This is a genomic window from Rhodococcus sp. 11-3 (assembly GCF_023704055.1).
Taxonomy (GTDB): domain Bacteria; phylum Actinomycetota; class Actinomycetes; order Mycobacteriales; family Mycobacteriaceae; genus Rhodococcus; species Rhodococcus aetherivorans.
Genome location: NZ_CP080406.1, coordinates 1220863 through 1236533 on the forward strand (window position 1 = coordinate 1220863; position 15671 = coordinate 1236533).

Sequence of the window (15671 nt, forward strand, 5' to 3'; positions counted from 1 at the left end):
ACTCGCGGCCGTCCGTTCCCTGTCGCGGGTCGGGTGTACAACTGGGTGGCCCTGTCCGCCGACCGAGGAGATCCCATGCCCAGCGCGGACAGTGTACGCGCGATGATGCTGGCGCTGCCCGAGGCACGTGAAGTGGTGGTGGACAGCTGGGGTGACCAACCCACGTACCGGGTGCGGAACAAGATGTTCGGCCTCCTGGGTTACGGTGCGGCCACGGTCTGCCTCAAAGCCACCGTGGACACCCAGGCGGCCCTGCTCCACGAGGATCCGGACGTGTTCCGCGCGGCCCCGTTCTTCGGGCGCTACGGCTGGATCGACGTGGTTTTCGCCGCGGTCGACACGGTCGAGTTGGCGGAACTGATCGAGGATGCGTGGCGGCTGACCGCGCCGAAGCGGGTCGTCGCGGCGTTCGATGCCCGCCGGGAACATCGCTGACGAGCGAGTGCCGCAGGGTGCCGACCATGCCTCGGGTGACCATGCCGCGGGGGACGAGGGCCGGGCGCCCCCGGCTGCCCGCCACTCGGGTTGCGGCAGAGAATTGTTCGGCGACCCGTCGACGACGGATCGGATCGCGGTGACCCCGTGAACGTGCTGCATCGCGTATCGAGCAGGCGGATCTATCGACGCGTCCGTCGTCGGGGCCGCGCGTCCAGTTCGTCGCGCAGAGTCCGGTAGGTTGCGACGTCGATCTCGCCGGAGGCGAGCCGCCGGTCCAGGATCCGGCGGGCGTCGTCGCCGGGATCCGGTGGCGCCGCCGCCCGGACCACCGCCCACACCACCACCCCGGCGAGCAACAGCCAGAACACACCCATTGCGAGGGCGGCGGCCCAGCCTGCGCCGCCGTACCAACCCATCATCGCGCACCTCCTACGACGAGTGTGCGCGCCGCCGCGTGTGGGCGGGCGTTGCGGCCGATGAAGTTTCGATGAAGGACCGGCCGGGGCGGGGCTGCGGCCCCGGACTCGGCCGATACGGCGGGTACCGTCGAATCATGTTGTGGAACAAGAGAGTAGTAGCGGCAGCGGCGGCGGTTCCGCTCGCCCTGATGATCGTGGCGTGTGGCAGCGACGAGCCGCAGCAGCAGGCGGGGACGGCGACTCCGGGCACGTCCCAGACCTCGGTGCCGGCCGGGCAGGCGCAGTTCGTCGACGCGGACGTCGAGTTCCTGCAGGAGATGTATCCCCATCACGCGCAGGCCGTGCAGATGGCCCAGGCCGTGCCCGAACGCAGCGAGGATCCGCAGCTCATCGACCTCGCCGCCCGCATCGAGGCCGCGCAGGAACCCGAGATGGAGCAGATGGTGTCGCTGCTCGACAGCTGGGGGCGGGAGGCGCCGGACGAGGACGGGATGGGTCACGGCGGCATGGGCATGCCCGGCGGGATGCCGGGAATGATGTCCGACGACGAGTGGGACTCCATGATGGGGGCCCGCGGCATGGACTTCGACCGCATGTGGCTGACCATGATGATCGTCCACCACGAGGGCGCGATCGAGATGTCGCAGACCGAGCTGGCCGAGGGCGTGAACCCGGAGGCGCGGCAACTCGCCGAGTCGATCATCGCGACGCAGCAGGCGGAGATCGACGAGATGCGCGCCATGCTCGAGCGGTAGTCGGTGCCGTGACCGGATCGTGACCGTCCCACCCCTTCCATTTATACCCCCAGGGGGTATCAATGGAGGGGTCCACGGAAACGGAAACGGATCGAGGCGGGAGCCATGACAGAGCTCGCACACCACGGACACGCTGCCCACACCACGCCGCCCGGAGCGCGCGACGCCCACCGCGCCCGGGACCGGCACGCCGGGCACGGGCCGCACGGTGAGATCTTCCGTCGCAGATTCTGGGTGAGCCTGGTCCTCGCGGTTCCGATCGTGGCGTTCAGCGCCATGTTCGCCGACCTGCTCGGCTACGCGCTGCCCGACGCCGCGTGGGCCGGATGGGTCTCGCCCGTCCTCGGCACGGTCGTGTTCGCCTACGGCGGCAGCCCCTTCCTCGTCGGCGGGTGGAACGAGCTGCGGGACCGCCGGCCCGGAATGATGCTGCTCATCGCCATGGCCATCAGCGTCGCGTTCGCGGCGTCCTGGGTGACCACGCTCGGGCTGGGCGGGTTCGACCTCGATTTCTGGTGGGAACTGGCGCTGCTGATCGTGATCATGCTGCTCGGGCACTGGCTCGAGATGCGGGCGCTGGGCTCGGCGTCGCGCGCGCTCGACGCCCTGGCCGCGATGCTGCCCGACACCGCCGAGAAGGTGACCGCGGACGGCGTCGTGCAGGTCGCCCTCGCCGACCTGGCCGTCGGCGACGTCGCGCTGGTGCGCGCCGGTGCGCGCGTCCCGGCCGACGGCACGGTCGTCGACGGGCGCGCCGACGTGGACGAGTCGATGATCACCGGCGAGTCCCGCGCCGTGCCCCGCGCCGTGGGCGACACCGTCGTCGCCGGCACGGTCGCCACCGACAGTGCACTGCGCGTCCGCATCTCCGCGGTGGGGGAGGACACCGCGCTCGCCGGCATCCAGCGCATGGTCGCCGACGCGCAGGCCTCGTCCTCGCGAGCCCAGGCGCTCGCGGACCGGGCCGCCGCCTTCCTCTTCTACTTCGCCACCGTCGCCGGCGTCCTCACCTTCGCCGTGTGGACGCTGCTCGGCAACGTCGACGAGGCCGTCGTCCGTACCGTCACGGTCCTGGTCATCGCGTGCCCGCACGCGCTGGGCCTGGCCATCCCACTCGTCATCGCCATCTCGACCGAGCGCGCCGCCCGCGCCGGCGTGCTCGTCAAGGACCGGCTGTCGCTGGAGCGGATGCGCGGCGTGGACGTCGTCCTGTTCGACAAGACCGGGACCCTGACCCAGGGGCGGCACGTCGTCACCGACGTCGTCGCCACCGCCGGCACCACCGAGGACGACCTGTTGACCCTGGCCGCCGCGGTCGAATCCGACAGCGAGCACCCCGTCGCCCGCGCCGTCGTCGCCGCCGCGGGAGGGCGAGTCATGTTGCCGACGAAGGATTTCCGCTCCCTGCCCGGCCGCGGGGTGCGGGCCGTGGTGGACGGGGCGACCGTGTTCGTCGGCGGTCCGGCCGTGCTCGCGGACCTGCGGGCGCACGTGCCCGCCGACGTCGCGGCCGCGACCGACCGCTGGGTCGCCCGCGGGGCGTCGGTGCTGCACGTCGTGCGCGACGGCACGGTGCTGGGAGCCGTCGCCCTCGAGGACGCGGTGCGCGAGGAGTCGCGGCAGGCGATCGACGCCCTGCACGCGCGCGGGGTGAAGGTCGCCATGATCACCGGGGACGCGCGGCAGGTGGCCGACGCCGTCGCCGCCGACCTCGGTATCGACGAGGTGTTCGCGAACGTGCTGCCCGAACACAAGGACGCGAAGGTCGCCGAGCTGCAGGCCCGCGGGCACCGCGTCGCGATGGTCGGTGACGGGGTCAACGACGCGCCGGCGCTGGCGCGGGCCGACGTCGGCATCGCGATCGGCGCGGGCACCGACGTCGCCGTCGAGTCGGCCGGCGTGGTCCTGGCCGCAGACGATCCGCGCGCCGTGCTGTCGGTGATCGCACTGTCGCGGGCGAGCTACCGCAAGATGTGGCAGAACCTGGCCTGGGCCACCGGGTACAACGTCGTCGCGGTGCCCCTCGCGGCCGGTGCGTTGGCCTTCGCCGGGGTGGTCCTGCCGCCTGCGGTGGCTGCCGTGCTCATGTCGGTCTCCACGATCGTCGTGGCACTGAACGCGCAGTTGCTGCGCCGGCTGGAGCTGGATCCGGCGAAGGTCGCAGCCCGGAGCTGAGACGACCGTCGCCCGACGCGACGAAAGGGGCCCCGCCGCCGTCCCGATCGGCGGCGGGGCCCCTTCTCCTGCGGTCCGGAGCGCGGCCCCCAACCGGCTCCGGCGGGCACCGCCGAATCCCCCGATCGGCCGTGCCGGGCACCACTATGCCGCACGTCGTCGCCGTTGTCTCGAGTAGCATTACGCATCTTTGCCGGGGCCGTTCGGCCGTCCCCTTCCCGGGCCGGGAAGCGCGTGAGCGCGACGGCTCACCGTGAATTCCGCCTTTCACCGGCGCGGGCGCGTCCCGGCGTGTCACGCTCGAACGATGAAGACCAAGACTGCTGTGGTGGCGGCGGTCGCCGCCCTCTTCCTGCTCACCGCCTGCGGATCCGACGACGAGACGTCCGCGCCCGAGAGCACGACCCGCCCGGCCGGCAGCGTCGCCTCCAGCGTCGTCCAACGTGCCGTCGACGCAGCGAAGTTGGGGACCTTCGTCGCAACCTTCCGGACGGGCTACCCGAACCTGGCCGACGGTCGGGACGACGCCTCCATCGAGGCGATCGTCACCGAAACCTGTCCCCTGATCGACGACGGGGCGAGCGACGAGGAGATCAACAGCCAAGTCGCGGAGCTGTCCGCCAACGGGGCGGTCACCCCCACCGATCAGCAGGTGGACCGCATCACCCAGCTCGTCCGCGCCGCCTGCTGACGGCGAACTCGGTGCCGTGGCGGCACACTCGTGTCGGTCCCGTCCGCTACCGTCCCGGCCATGGCACTGAACATCGGCATGATCACCTTCGACAGCGCCGACCCCGGCCCGCTTGCCACGTGGTGGGCCGAGCAGATCGGCGGCCGGATCGAGCAGGACAACGACGGCTGGTTCTACATCGTCGGAATGCCCGGCACCGCACAGAAACTCGGTTTCCAGAAGGTTCCGGATCCGACCCCGGGCAAGAACCGGGTCCACCTCGACCTGGTGGCGCCCGATCTCGACGCCGAGGTGCGCCGGCTCGTCGAGGCGGGCGCGGGTGAGGTGCACCGCCAGGACATGGGCGGGTTCCGGTGGGTGACGCTCACCGACCCGGACGGCAACCAGTTCTGCGTGGCGGGAGGGCACTGAGCGACGGCGGCAGCGCGGCCCCGGGGGCGGGATTCGATCCCGCCCCGTCGGCGCGGTCGCCGGCGACGCGGTGCGCTCGCGGAGACACTCCCGGTCGTGCATCACGGACGTGCCGGGGTGCGGGGTGGCGCGGCCGGGGTGTGTCGAGGCGGGTGCGGTGCGAGGATGCAGCCATGCCTACGACCACGCCCGCCGACGCACAGGGCCTGTGCAACTTCGTCGATCTGTCGCCGTCGCCGTTCCACGTGTGCGCGACCGTCGCGGCCACCCTCACCGACGCCGGCTTCACGCAGCTCACCGAGACCCAGGTGTGGCCGAGCGAGCCCGGCCGCTACTACCTGCTGCGGGGCGGCTCGTTGATCGCGTGGAGCACCGAAGGCGCCGACGGCGACCCCGCCCGCCCGTTCCGGATCGTCGGCGGCCACACCGACAGCCCCAACCTGCGGGTCAAGCAGCACCCCGACCTCGCCTCGGCAGGCTGGCAACTGGTCGGTCTCGAACCGTACGGGGGAGCATGGCTGAACTCGTGGCTGGACCGCGATCTCGGCGTCTCCGGCCGGCTCACGGTACGGGCCGGCAACGGTGCCGAGGACGTGCTCGTGCGCGTCGACCGGCCGATCCTGCGTGTCCCCCAGCTCGCCATCCACCTCTCGGAGGACCGCAAGGGCGTGCAACTGGATCCGCAGCGCCACGTCAACGCCGTGTGGGGGGTGGGCACCGCGCCGCGGTCCTTCCTCGCCTTCCTCGCCGAGGCGGTCGAGGTCGAGGCCGACGCGATCCTGGGCTGGGAGCTGATGACCCACGACCTGGCCCCGTCCACCCTGGTCGGGGCGGACGCGGACCTCGTCAGCGCGCCACGGTTGGACAACCAGGGCACCTGCTACGCCGGGACCGCGGCGCTGCTCGCCGCCGTCGGCCACGTCGCCGAGCACGGCGGCCCGGTGCCGCTGCTCGCCCTGTTCGACCACGAGGAGGTCGGCAGCATGTCCGACCGCGGCGCGTTCTCGGACCTGCTGAACACCGTGCTCGAACGGGTCGTGCTGGCCCGCGGCGGGAGCCGCGAGGACTTTCTGCGGACCATGGCCGGCTCGGTGGTGGCCTCCGGCGACATGGCTCACGCCACCCACCCGAACTACCCGGACCGCCACGAGCCCGCCCACCGCATCGCGGTGAACGGCGGCCCCGTGCTCAAGGTCAACCAGAACCTGCGCTACGCCACAGACGCCGCCGGCGCCGCCGCGTTCGCGCTCGCCTGCGATCAGGCCGGGGTGCCGCTGCAGCGCTACGTGCATCGCGCCGACCTGCCGTGCGGCTCGACGATCGGCCCCATCACCGCCTCCCGGACCGGGCTGACGACCGTCGACGTCGGGGCTCCGCAGCTCGCGATGCACTCGGCGCGCGAGCTCATGGGAGCGAAGGACGTCACCGCGTACGCCCGCGCTCTCCGGGCGTTTCTCACTCCGGCGAACTGACCGGCACGGCCCGGCATCCGGTGCCAGACTGAGGGGACAATTCGCCCGACCGCGAACGGTGGTGATCCTGTGACCGGCCCGTCGTTCCCCGACCATCTGCTCACGCTCGCCGAATGGACGGAACTGCCCGAATACGAGCAGTTCCACGTCGAGGTCTGCGAAGGGGTGCTGTCGGCGTCGCCGCGGCCCGGATACCTGCACCAGCACGTCGCGTTCGGGCTCGTCGCTCAGCTCGCCGATCAGCTGCCGAAGGAACTGGCCGTGCTCGGCGACGTGGAGGTGCTGCTCACCGAGTCCCCGCTGACGGTGCGCTGCCCGGACGGCATCGTCGTCGACCGGGCGCTGGTCGACGCCGACCCCGACCGCGCGACGGCCGCCGACGTGCGGTTGGTGGTGGAGGTCATGGCCGAGGGCAGCGTCCGCACCGATCGCGTCACGAAGTTCTCCGAGTACGCCGAGGCGCGCATCCCCGCCTACTGGATGATCGACCTCGTCGAACCCGCGACGCTGGGGGTGTTCGTGCTCGACGACGGGTGGTACCGCTACGAGGGGGAGTACACGGGCAAGGTGCTGCTTCCGGCCGCGGGTCACCGGGTGAGCGTGGATCTCGACGCGTTGACGGCGGTGCGGCCGCCGCGGGGCGTCGCACCGGTGGACGGCGCCGGGCGTGCACCCGGATAGACTGGCCGCGGCAGCGCGCGCCCGGCCTGCCGTTTCGATCCCAGAGTGAAGGGACCCGACGCCCAGTGTCACCGCAGGTGGATACCGTCACCCACGCCGCCGAAACCCCCGATGTCGCCCAGCCCTCCCGCGAGCTGGGGCTGAAGGACGACGAGTACGCCCGCATCCGCGAGATCCTGGGCCGTCGTCCCACGGACGCCGAGCTGGCCATGTACTCGGTGATGTGGTCCGAGCACTGCTCCTACAAGTCCTCCAAGGTGCACCTGCGGTACTTCGGGGAGACCACCACCGACGAGATGCGGGCGTCGATGCTCGCGGGTATCGGTGAGAACGCCGGCGTCGTCGACATCGGCGACGGCTGGGCGGTCACCTTCAAGGTCGAATCCCACAACCATCCGTCCTACGTCGAGCCGTACCAGGGCGCCGCGACCGGTGTCGGCGGCATCGTCCGCGACATCATGGCGATGGGCGCCCGCCCGATCGCGGTCATGGACCAGCTGCGCTTCGGCGCCGCCGACGCGCCCGACACCCGTCGCGTCGTCGACGGCGTGGTCCGCGGCATCGGCGGCTACGGCAACTCCCTCGGCCTGCCCAACGTCGGCGGCGAGACCGTCTTCGACGCCTCCTACGCCGGCAACCCGCTCGTCAACGCGCTGTGCGCCGGCGCGATGCGCAAGGAGGACCTGCACCTGGCGTTCGCGTCGGGCACGGGCAACAAGGTCATCCTGTTCGGTGCGCGCACCGGTCTGGACGGCATCGGCGGCGTGTCCGTCCTGGCGTCGGAGACCTTCGAGGGCGACGAATCTTCTTCCGGCCGGAAGAAGCTGCCGGCCGTGCAGGTGGGGGACCCGTTCACCGAGAAGGTGCTCATCGAGTGCTGCCTCGACCTCTACCGCGAGAAGCTCGTCGTCGGCATCCAGGACCTCGGCGGCGCCGGCCTCGCCTGCGCGACCTCCGAGCTGGCCGCCGCCGGCGACGGCGGCATGCACGTCGCACTGGAGCGGGTCCCGATGCGCGCGAAGGGAATGACGCCCGCCGAGGTGCTCTCGAGCGAGTCCCAGGAGCGCATGTGCGCCGTCGTGACCCCGGAGAACGTCGACGCCTTCATGGCCGTGTGCAAGAAGTGGGACGTGCTCGCCACCGTGATCGGCGAGGTCACCGACGGCGACCGGCTCGTCATCACCTGGCACGGTGAGACCGTCGTCGACGTGCCGCCGCGCACCGTCGCGCACGAGGGCCCGGTGTACCACCGTCCGGTGCAGCGCCCGGAGTCCCAGGACGCGCTCGTCGCGGACACCACCGCCGGACTGCAGCGCCCGCAGACTCCCGAGGAGCTGAAGGCGACCCTGCTGAAGATGATCGGCTCGCCGCAGCTGTGCAGCCGCAGGTGGATCACCGAGCAGTACGACCGCTACGTCCGCGGCAACACGGTGCTCGCCGAGAACGCCGACGCGGGCGTGGTCCGCGTGGACGAGAAGACCGGCCGCGGCATCGCGCTGGCCACCGACGCGTCGGGCCGCTACACCCAGCTGGACCCGTACGCCGGCGCGCAGCTCGCCCTCGCGGAGGCCTACCGCAACGTCGCCGTCACCGGTGCCACCCCCAAGGCCGTGTCCAACTGCCTCAACTTCGGCTCGCCCGAGGATCCGGGCGTGATGTGGCAGTTCCAGCAGGCCGTGCGTGGTCTCGCCGACGGATGCGCGCAGCTCGGCATCCCCGTCACCGGCGGCAACGTCAGCTTCTACAACCAGACCGGGGCCACCCCGATCCTGCCGACCCCGGTCGTCGCCGTGCTCGGCGTGATCGACGACGTGCACCGGCGCATCCCCACCGGCCTCGGCCTCGAGCCGGGCGAGACCCTGATCCTGCTGGGGGAGACCCGCGACGAGTTCGACGGCTCGATCTGGGCGCAGGTCGAGCACGACCACCTCGGCGGCGTGCCGCCGAAGGTCGACCTCGAGCGGGAGCGGCTGCTCGCCGAGATCCTCACCGCCGGTTCGCGCGACGGCCTGATCTCCGCCGCCCACGACCTGTCCGAGGGCGGCCTCGCACAGGCGGTCGTGGAGGCCGCGCTGGCCGGCGAGACCGGCTGCCGGATCCTGCTGCCGGAGGACGCGGATCCGTTCGTGACCCTGTTCTCCGAGTCCGCCGGCCGGGTGCTGGTGGCGGTGCCGCGCACCGAGGAGACCCGCTTCACCGGCATGTGCACGGCGCGCAACATGCCGTGGGTGCGGATCGGGGTCGTCGACGAGGGCTCCGACTCCGTCGAGGTGCAGGGCCGGTTCTCGGTCTCGATGGCCGAACTGCGAGAGGTCTACGAGGGCACACTGCCGGCATTGTTCGGGTGAGCGATGGTCGGATCCCAGGTCGATCGGCTGGCGTTGATCGAGGCCCGGCAGGGCCGGATCATCGACGCGGTCACCGAATTCGGTGACCGTCATCCCCACACCGCTCAGGCGTGGGGACTGCTGAGCCTGGATTTCACCGGCATCGCCTTCGCGGCCCTGTTCTTCTGCTGGTCGCTGACCCCGTCGCTGCTGCCCCGCGACTGGTTGTTCCAGGGCATCATCGGCGGCATCAACGTCGCCATCGGCTACGGCGTGGGGTGTGCCGTCGGCTGGGCCGGGTACCGGCTGCTGCTGGCGAACCGACCGTGGTGGCCGCCGCCGCTGCCCGTGCTGCGGGCGATCAAGGTCGCGGTCCCCGTCGCGGCCGTGCTCGCGTCGCTGGTGGCCCTGGTGTTCGCCTCGCGGCAGCAGCGTCAGCTCGCCGCGCTGATGAATGCCGAGGGCACCACCACCAGCGGGTATCTGCGGACCCTGGTGCTTGCCGCCGCCGTCGCGATCACCCTGATCGCGACCTGGCGGGGGCTGCGCGAACTCGCGGGAATCGTCGCGTGGCAACTCGTGCGGCGCCTGCGCATGCCGCCGGGTGCGGCTCGCTCGCTCGGTGCGCTGCTGGTGGTGCTGGTGGTCTTCATGCTGATCGACGGTGTGCTGGCCCGGGGTGCGTACGCGGGACTCAACGTGGTGTTCGGTCTCCAGAACAGCGAGACCCGCCCCGGGATCACCCAGCCGCTCGTGCCCGAGAAGTCCGGGAGCCCGGAGTCGTTCGCGGCGTGGGACACGCTCGGTTACCAGGGCCGCGACTTCGTCGGCCGGGGACTGAGCGCCGCGGAGCTGACCGCGATCAACGGCGCCCCGGCGAGGGAACCGATCCGGGTCTACGCCGGGCTCGAGACCGCCGACACCCCCGAGGCGCGTGCCGACCTGGTGATCGACGAGCTCGAACGCACCGACGCGTTCGACCGCGAGGTGCTCGTCGTCATCCCGACCACCGGCACCGGATGGGTCAATCCGACCGCGGCGATGATGATGGAACTGGTCCACAACGGCGACGTCGCCCTCGTCGCGTGGCAGTACTCGTACATGCCGAGCTGGATCTCGTTCCTCGCCGACCGCGAGAAGGCCGCCGCCGCCGGCGACATGCTGATCGACCGGGTGCACAACCGGTGGCTCGCCCAGGCCGCCGAGCATCGCCCGAAGCTGTACCTGTACGGGGAGAGCCTCGGAACCCAGTCGGGGGAGGGCGCTTTCGACACGCTCGCCGAGATCCGCGACACCGTCGACGGTGTCCTGTGGGTCGGTCCGCCCAACTCGAACCGCCTGTGGCGTCAGCTCGTCACCCGGCGCGACCCGGGCACCACCGAGGTCGAGCCGGTGTACGCGGACGGTCTGGTGGTGCGCTTCGCCGACAACCGCGCGTCGATCGGCGAACCCGACACTCAATGGTTGTTCCCCCGGATCCTGTACCTGCAGCACGCCTCCGATCCGGTGGTGTGGTGGTCCCCGGACCTGATCTTCAGCCGGCCGGACTGGCTGTCCGAACCGCCCGGACCCGATCGGCTGCCGCAGATGCGGTGGTTCCCGTTCGTGACGTTCTGGCAGGTCTCGGCGGATCTGACCAACGCCGCGGGGGTACCCGACGGTCACGGCCACAACTACGGCACCACGGTGCTCGACGGGTGGCTCGCGATCGCCCGGCCCGAAGGCTGGGCGGAGACCGACACCGAGCGGGTGCGGTTCGCGCTGAGCGTCATCGACGACCTGCAGGGACCGGAGAAGTGAGCCGGCCGGGACGGGCTCGCCGCCGGCCGTGGCTCGGTCCGGTCGTCGCCGCGGCGGTCGTCGGCTGGGGTGCGGTGCTGCCGGCCACGCGCCTCGGGCCGCGGGGGCGGGCCGTGCTGTCCGCAGCGGTCGGCGCCGCGGCGGTGGGTGCGGCGCGGGCCTCGGGCCTGGAACGGGCGACGCTGGGACTGGACCCGGTGCACCTGGTGTCCGGCGCCCGCTGGGGTGCGGCCGCCGCGACCGTCCCGCTCGCCGCCTACGGGGTGATGCTGGCCGTCCCGTCGCTGCGTGCCCGGCTCGTCGACGAGGCCCGTGCCGAACGTGAGGACTTCTACGAATGGGTGGGCCTGCACATTCCCTTCGGCACCGTCGCCGCCGAGGAACTCCTGTTCCGCAGCGTGCTCGCGGCGCTGCTCGGTCCGGGTGGGGCGGGGTCCGGCCTGCACGCGGCGGCCTTCGGGCTGTGGCACGTGCGGCCCGCGAGGGACGCCGGTCACCACGTGCTCGGAACCGTGCTGGTCACCGGACTCTCGGCGGTGGTCTTCGACGGGCTGCGCCGGCGCAGCGGCAGCGTCCTCGCGCCGGCACTGCTGCACCTGGCCCTCAACGCCGGCGGCGCGGTGGCCGTCCGCCTGGCCGGCCTGCCGCCCGAGGAGGACGCCGCCGCGCCGCGGCGGCGTTAGGCTGGCTCGCCGTGGCACCGCGCAGACCCGTCGACCCCGCCGAACTCCGCGCCGCCCTGCTCCGGGTCGGTCCGTGGCTGCGGGCGGAGACCGACGACGCGCCCGCCCGCACCGACCTCGCGACGGCCGTGCGCCTGAGCGCCCGTGCCCTCGAACAGGTGGCGCCCGGATCCGGCGTCGAGGTCCGGGTGCCGCCGTTCGTGGCGGTGCAGTGCATCGAGGGACCCCGCCACACCCGGGGCACCCCGCCCAACGTGGTCGAGACCGACCCGCGGACGTGGCTGCGGCTGGCCACCGGTCTCGTCGGCTTCGCCGACGCGGCCGCCGAGGGATCGCTGGACGCGTCCGGCAGCCGGGCGGGGGAAATCGCGCACTGGATGCCGCTGCTGCGGTTGTGAGTGGGGGGCTACGGGACGCCGGATGGGGCCCCGGCGGCCCGTCGGGGCGGGGCACCGTCGCGCGACCCGTAGAATGGTGTTGCCTCTCTTCTGTCCAGCCCCCAGGGAGCACCCCGGTGACCAGTGCCGATCTGTCGGTCCACACACGTAATCTCCTCGCAGCCGAGGAACCTGAGAACGAACCTCGCGAGGAGTGCGGAGTCTTCGGAGTGTGGGCTCCGGGCGAGGATGTGTCCAAGCTCACGTACTACGGCCTCTATGCGCTGCAGCACCGCGGCCAGGAGGCGGCCGGCATCGCCGTCGCCGACGGCTCGCAGGTTCTCGTCTTCAAGGATCTCGGGCTGGTGAGCCAGGTCTTCGACGAGCAGACGCTCGCCGCCATGTCCGGTCACATCGCGATCGGGCACTGCCGCTACTCGACCACCGGGTCGACCACCTGGGAGAACGCCCAGCCGATCTTCCGCACCACCGCGGCCGGCACCGGCGTCGCGCTCGGCCACAACGGCAACCTGGTCAACACCGCCGAACTCGCCCAGCGCGCCCGCGAGCTGGGCCTCGGCGAGGACCGGCGGGCGGTCACGGCGACCACCGACTCGGACATCGTCGGCGCGCTGCTCGCGCACGCCGCCGCCGACAGCACCGTCGAGCAGGCGGCCCTCGAGCTGCTGCCGACCCTGCGTGGTGCCTTCTGCCTCACCTTCATGGACGAGCACACGCTCTACGCCGCCCGCGATCCGTGGGGAATCCGGCCGTTGTGCCTGGGTCGCCTGGACCGTGGCTGGGTGGTGGCCAGCGAGACCGCCGCGCTCGACATCGTCGGTGCGTCCTTCGTGCGCGACATCGAGCCCGGCGAGCTGCTCGCCATCGACGCCGACGGCGTCCGCTCGACCCGCTTCGCGAACCCCGAGCCCAAGGGCTGCGTGTTCGAGTACGTCTACCTCGCGCGTCCGGACTCGACGATCGCGGGCCGCTCGGTGCACGCGACCCGCGTCGAGATCGGCCGGCGCCTGGCCAAGGAACACCCGGTCGACGCGGACCTGGTCATCCCGGTCCCCGAGTCGGGCACCCCGGCCGCCGTCGGCTACGCCCAGGGCTCCGGCATCCCCTACGGTCAGGGCCTGATGAAGAACGCCTACGTGGGCCGCACCTTCATCCAGCCGAGCCAGACCATCCGGCAGCTCGGCATCCGGCTCAAGCTCAATCCGCTGCGCGAGGTGATCCGCGGAAAGCGGCTCGTCGTCGTCGACGACTCGATCGTGCGTGGCAACACTCAGCGCGCCCTGATCCGCATGCTCCGCGAGGCCGGTGCGCTCGAGATCCACGTGCGGATCGCGTCGCCGCCGGTGAAGTGGCCCTGCTTCTACGGCATCGACTTCGCGTCCCCGGCCGAGCTGATCGCCAACGGCGGCGGCACCCGCGACGCCTCCGAGCTGACCGGGCACGACTTCGACGAGATGGTGGAGATGGTGCGCCGTTCGATCGGTGCGGACTCCCTCGGGTACATCTCGATCGACGGGATGATCGGCGCCACCGAGCAGCCCGCATCGCGCCTGTGCGCCGCGTGCTTCGACGGGCACTACCCGATCGCGCTGCCGAAGGAGCACGCCGTCGGAAAGAACGTGCTCGAAGGCATGCTCGGCGGGGCCGCGGGCACCGCGCCGGTGCTCGACAACGACAACGCGGACGCGTTGAGCCGCCCCTAGACCCACCCGCCGCCGCGATGGCGGCGGCCACGGTTTCGCGTCGTCGCGCGTCGGCGGTCCGACCCGGTCAGGTACCTTGAGGTGCGCGATCGGCGGGCTTCGGCGTGCGTGCGCGCGCCCGGCAGCGATGCCGACACACCTGTTCACCACAACTCGAGGCTGGAGCCGACAACCCATGACCGAGGACACAACCCCCGGAGCTTCCTACGCAGCGGCGGGCGTGGACATCGAGGCCGGCGATCGAGCCGTCGAACTGTTCGCACCGCACGCGAAGAAGGCGACCCGCCCGGAGGTGCTCGGCGGCCTCGGCGGATTCGCGGGTCTGTTCGCGCTCAAGGGTGACTACAAGGAACCGCTGCTCGCGGCGTCCACCGACGGCGTCGGCACCAAGCTCGCCGTCGCGCAGGCCCTCGACAAGCACGACACGGTCGGTCTCGACCTCGTCGCGATGGTCGTCGACGACCTCGTGGTCTGCGGCGCCGAACCGCTCTTCCTGCAGGACTACATCGCGGTCGGTCGCGTGGTGCCCGAGCGGGTGGCCGAGATCGTCGGCGGCATCGCGGCCGGCTGCGTCCAGGCCGGTTGCGCGCTGCTCGGCGGCGAGACCGCCGAGCACCCCGGCGTGATGGCCGACGGGGACTACGACCTGTCCGCCACCGGTGTCGGCGTCGTCGAGGCCGACAGGCTGCTCGGACCCGACCGGGTGCGCCCGGGCGACGTGGTCATCGCCATGGGCTCGTCGGGCCTGCACTCCAACGGATACTCGCTGGCGCGCAAGGTCCTTCTCGACATCGGCAAGATGAGCCTGACGGCACACGTCGACGAGTTCAGCCGCACCCTCGGCGAGGAACTGCTCGAGCCGACCCGGATCTACGCGAAGGACTGCCTCGCGCTGGCCGCCGAGACCGAGGTCCGTACCTTCTGCCACGTCACCGGCGGGGGACTCGCGGGGAACCTGGCCCGCGTGATGCCGAAGGGACTCGTCGCCGAACTCGACCGCACCACGTGGAGCCCGGCTCCGGTGTTCGGGCTCATCGCCCAGCGCGGCCGCGTCGAGCGGGCCGAGATGGAGAAGACCTTCAACATGGGCGTCGGCATGGTCGCGATCGTCGCGCCCGAGGACGTCGACCGGGCCCTCGCGGTGCTCACCGCGCGGCACATCGACTGCTGGACCCTGGGCACCGTGCGCAAGTCGCAGGACCAGGACGACGTGCGGGCCGTGCTGGTGGGCGACCACCCGCGGTTCTGACCCGGCGCCGGCCCGAGTCCGGCATCCGGGAACGCCCCACCCCGGAACCTCTCCATACCCGAAACACGCAGCGCCCGGGCCGTTCAGGACGGCCCGGGCGCTGCGCGTCGTGGTGATGAAGAAGTTTTCGGGATCGCCTCACCGCCCGACCGGGTCCGCAGAGCTGTGCGGGATCCGGGCGGAGGGGAGGGGTGCCCAGCGGGAGGGGGGAGTCGGTGGTCCGACTCCCCCCTCCCGTGCGTGAGGCTCGGGTCAGCGACGCCAGTCGTCGTCGTAGTCGTCGTCCCAGGCGGAACGACCGTCCGGGCCGGAACGCTGGTCCGCGAAGACCTCGTCCCGGTGCGAGTTGGGTGTACCGCCAGACAATTCCCGCTGGAGGCTCTCGAAGTCGGTGGCCGGTGAGCTGTACTTGAGCTCCCGTGCAACCTTGGTCTGCTTTGCCTTAGCCCGGCCGCGGCCCATGGCTAAC

At 71.8% G+C, this 15671-nt stretch carries 15 protein-coding genes; 13 read left to right on the forward strand and 2 right to left on the reverse strand.

What is annotated here, in order from left to right; all coding sequences use genetic code 11:
- Positions 1 to 75: 75 nt before the first annotated feature.
- Positions 76 to 435 (forward strand): MmcQ/YjbR family DNA-binding protein, encoded by a 360-nt coding sequence (locus tag KZJ41_RS05705; RefSeq protein ID WP_006940324.1) that lies wholly within the window; start codon positions 76 to 78, stop codon positions 433 to 435.
- A gap of 182 nt (positions 436 to 617) precedes the next feature.
- On the opposite strand, the gene KZJ41_RS05710 is transcribed toward KZJ41_RS05705, so the two are convergent.
- Positions 618 to 857: a hypothetical protein gene (locus KZJ41_RS05710; protein WP_029541442.1), complete on the reverse strand. Its 240-nt coding sequence runs from the start codon at positions 855 to 857 to the stop codon at positions 618 to 620.
- Positions 858 to 991: 134 nt separating this feature from the next.
- Between KZJ41_RS05710 and KZJ41_RS05715 the strand changes: the two genes are divergently transcribed.
- The 12 genes from KZJ41_RS05715 to purM all read left to right on the forward strand — a co-directional run bounded on the left by KZJ41_RS05715 (position 992) and on the right by purM (position 15202).
- Positions 992 to 1612, forward strand: coding sequence for a DUF305 domain-containing protein (locus KZJ41_RS05715; RefSeq protein WP_044476156.1), 621 nt, complete (start codon positions 992 to 994; stop codon positions 1610 to 1612).
- A 105-nt stretch (positions 1613 to 1717) separates the two neighbouring features.
- Positions 1718 to 3787, forward strand: coding sequence for a copper-translocating P-type ATPase (locus tag KZJ41_RS05720; RefSeq protein ID WP_006940317.1), 2070 nt, complete (start codon positions 1718 to 1720; stop codon positions 3785 to 3787).
- Positions 3788 to 4112: 325 nt separating this feature from the next.
- Entirely contained in the window at positions 4113 to 4478 is a 366-nt protein-coding gene (locus KZJ41_RS05725; RefSeq protein ID WP_065922979.1) for a hypothetical protein, read from the forward strand.
- Between the two features lie 60 nt (positions 4479 to 4538).
- Entirely contained in the window at positions 4539 to 4889 is a 351-nt protein-coding gene (locus tag KZJ41_RS05730) for a VOC family protein (RefSeq protein ID WP_029541452.1), read from the forward strand.
- Positions 4890 to 5062: 173 nt separating this feature from the next.
- Positions 5063 to 6361 carry a M18 family aminopeptidase gene (locus KZJ41_RS05735; RefSeq protein WP_065922978.1) on the forward strand — a complete coding sequence of 433 codons (1299 nt, stop codon included), beginning with the start codon at positions 5063 to 5065 and terminating at the stop codon, positions 6359 to 6361.
- Positions 6362 to 6430: 69 nt separating this feature from the next.
- Positions 6431 to 7042, forward strand: a complete 612-nt coding sequence (locus tag KZJ41_RS05740; protein ID WP_029541454.1) for a Uma2 family endonuclease — start codon at positions 6431 to 6433, stop codon at positions 7040 to 7042.
- A gap of 65 nt (positions 7043 to 7107) precedes the next feature.
- Entirely contained in the window at positions 7108 to 9390 is a 2283-nt protein-coding gene (gene purL, locus KZJ41_RS05745) for a phosphoribosylformylglycinamidine synthase subunit PurL (protein ID WP_050034640.1), read from the forward strand.
- Between the two features lie 3 nt (positions 9391 to 9393).
- Positions 9394 to 11169 (forward strand): alpha/beta-hydrolase family protein, encoded by a 1776-nt coding sequence (locus tag KZJ41_RS05750; RefSeq protein WP_065922977.1) that lies wholly within the window; start codon positions 9394 to 9396, stop codon positions 11167 to 11169.
- Positions 11166 to 11852 (forward strand): CPBP family intramembrane glutamic endopeptidase, encoded by a 687-nt coding sequence (locus KZJ41_RS05755; RefSeq protein ID WP_043801589.1) that lies wholly within the window; start codon positions 11166 to 11168, stop codon positions 11850 to 11852. Before KZJ41_RS05750 ends, KZJ41_RS05755 begins: the two co-directional genes overlap by 4 nt.
- An 11-nt stretch (positions 11853 to 11863) precedes the next feature.
- A complete protein-coding gene (locus tag KZJ41_RS05760; RefSeq protein ID WP_065922976.1) occupies positions 11864 to 12250 on the forward strand; it encodes a sterol carrier family protein in 387 nt (128 codons plus the stop codon).
- Positions 12251 to 12366: 116 nt separating this feature from the next.
- Positions 12367 to 13953, forward strand: a complete 1587-nt coding sequence (gene purF / locus KZJ41_RS05765) for an amidophosphoribosyltransferase (protein ID WP_006930220.1) — start codon at positions 12367 to 12369, stop codon at positions 13951 to 13953.
- 175 nt (positions 13954 to 14128) lie between these two features.
- Positions 14129 to 15202, forward strand: a complete 1074-nt coding sequence (gene purM, locus KZJ41_RS05770) for a phosphoribosylformylglycinamidine cyclo-ligase (protein ID WP_006930215.1) — start codon at positions 14129 to 14131, stop codon at positions 15200 to 15202.
- Between the two features lie 252 nt (positions 15203 to 15454).
- On the opposite strand, the gene KZJ41_RS05775 is transcribed toward purM, so the two are convergent.
- On the reverse strand, positions 15455 to 15664 hold the full coding sequence (locus tag KZJ41_RS05775) for a DUF3073 domain-containing protein (protein WP_006930206.1): 210 nt from the start codon (positions 15662 to 15664) through the stop codon (positions 15455 to 15457).
- Positions 15665 to 15671: the final 7 nt, after the last annotated feature.

What these genes read in the sequence shown, in the direction of transcription:
- purM (WP_006930215.1), top strand. Translation starts at nt 14,129, where the DNA reads ATGACCGAGGACACAACCCCCGGAGCTTCCTACGCAGCGGCGGGCGTG.
- KZJ41_RS05735 (WP_065922978.1), top strand. Translation starts at nt 5,063, where the DNA reads ATGCCTACGACCACGCCCGCCGACGCACAGGGCCTGTGCAACTTCGTC.
- KZJ41_RS05705 (WP_006940324.1), top strand. Translation starts at nt 76, where the DNA reads ATGCCCAGCGCGGACAGTGTACGCGCGATGATGCTGGCGCTGCCCGAG.
- KZJ41_RS05730 (WP_029541452.1), top strand. Translation starts at nt 4,539, where the DNA reads ATGGCACTGAACATCGGCATGATCACCTTCGACAGCGCCGACCCCGGC.
- KZJ41_RS05720 (WP_006940317.1), top strand. Translation starts at nt 1,718, where the DNA reads ATGACAGAGCTCGCACACCACGGACACGCTGCCCACACCACGCCGCCC.
- KZJ41_RS05775 (WP_006930206.1), bottom strand. Translation starts at nt 15,664, where the DNA reads ATGGGCCGCGGCCGGGCTAAGGCAAAGCAGACCAAGGTTGCACGGGAG.
- KZJ41_RS05710 (WP_029541442.1), bottom strand. Translation starts at nt 857, where the DNA reads ATGATGGGTTGGTACGGCGGCGCAGGCTGGGCCGCCGCCCTCGCAATG.
- KZJ41_RS05715 (WP_044476156.1), top strand. Translation starts at nt 992, where the DNA reads ATGTTGTGGAACAAGAGAGTAGTAGCGGCAGCGGCGGCGGTTCCGCTC.
- KZJ41_RS05750 (WP_065922977.1), top strand. Translation starts at nt 9,394, where the DNA reads ATGGTCGGATCCCAGGTCGATCGGCTGGCGTTGATCGAGGCCCGGCAG.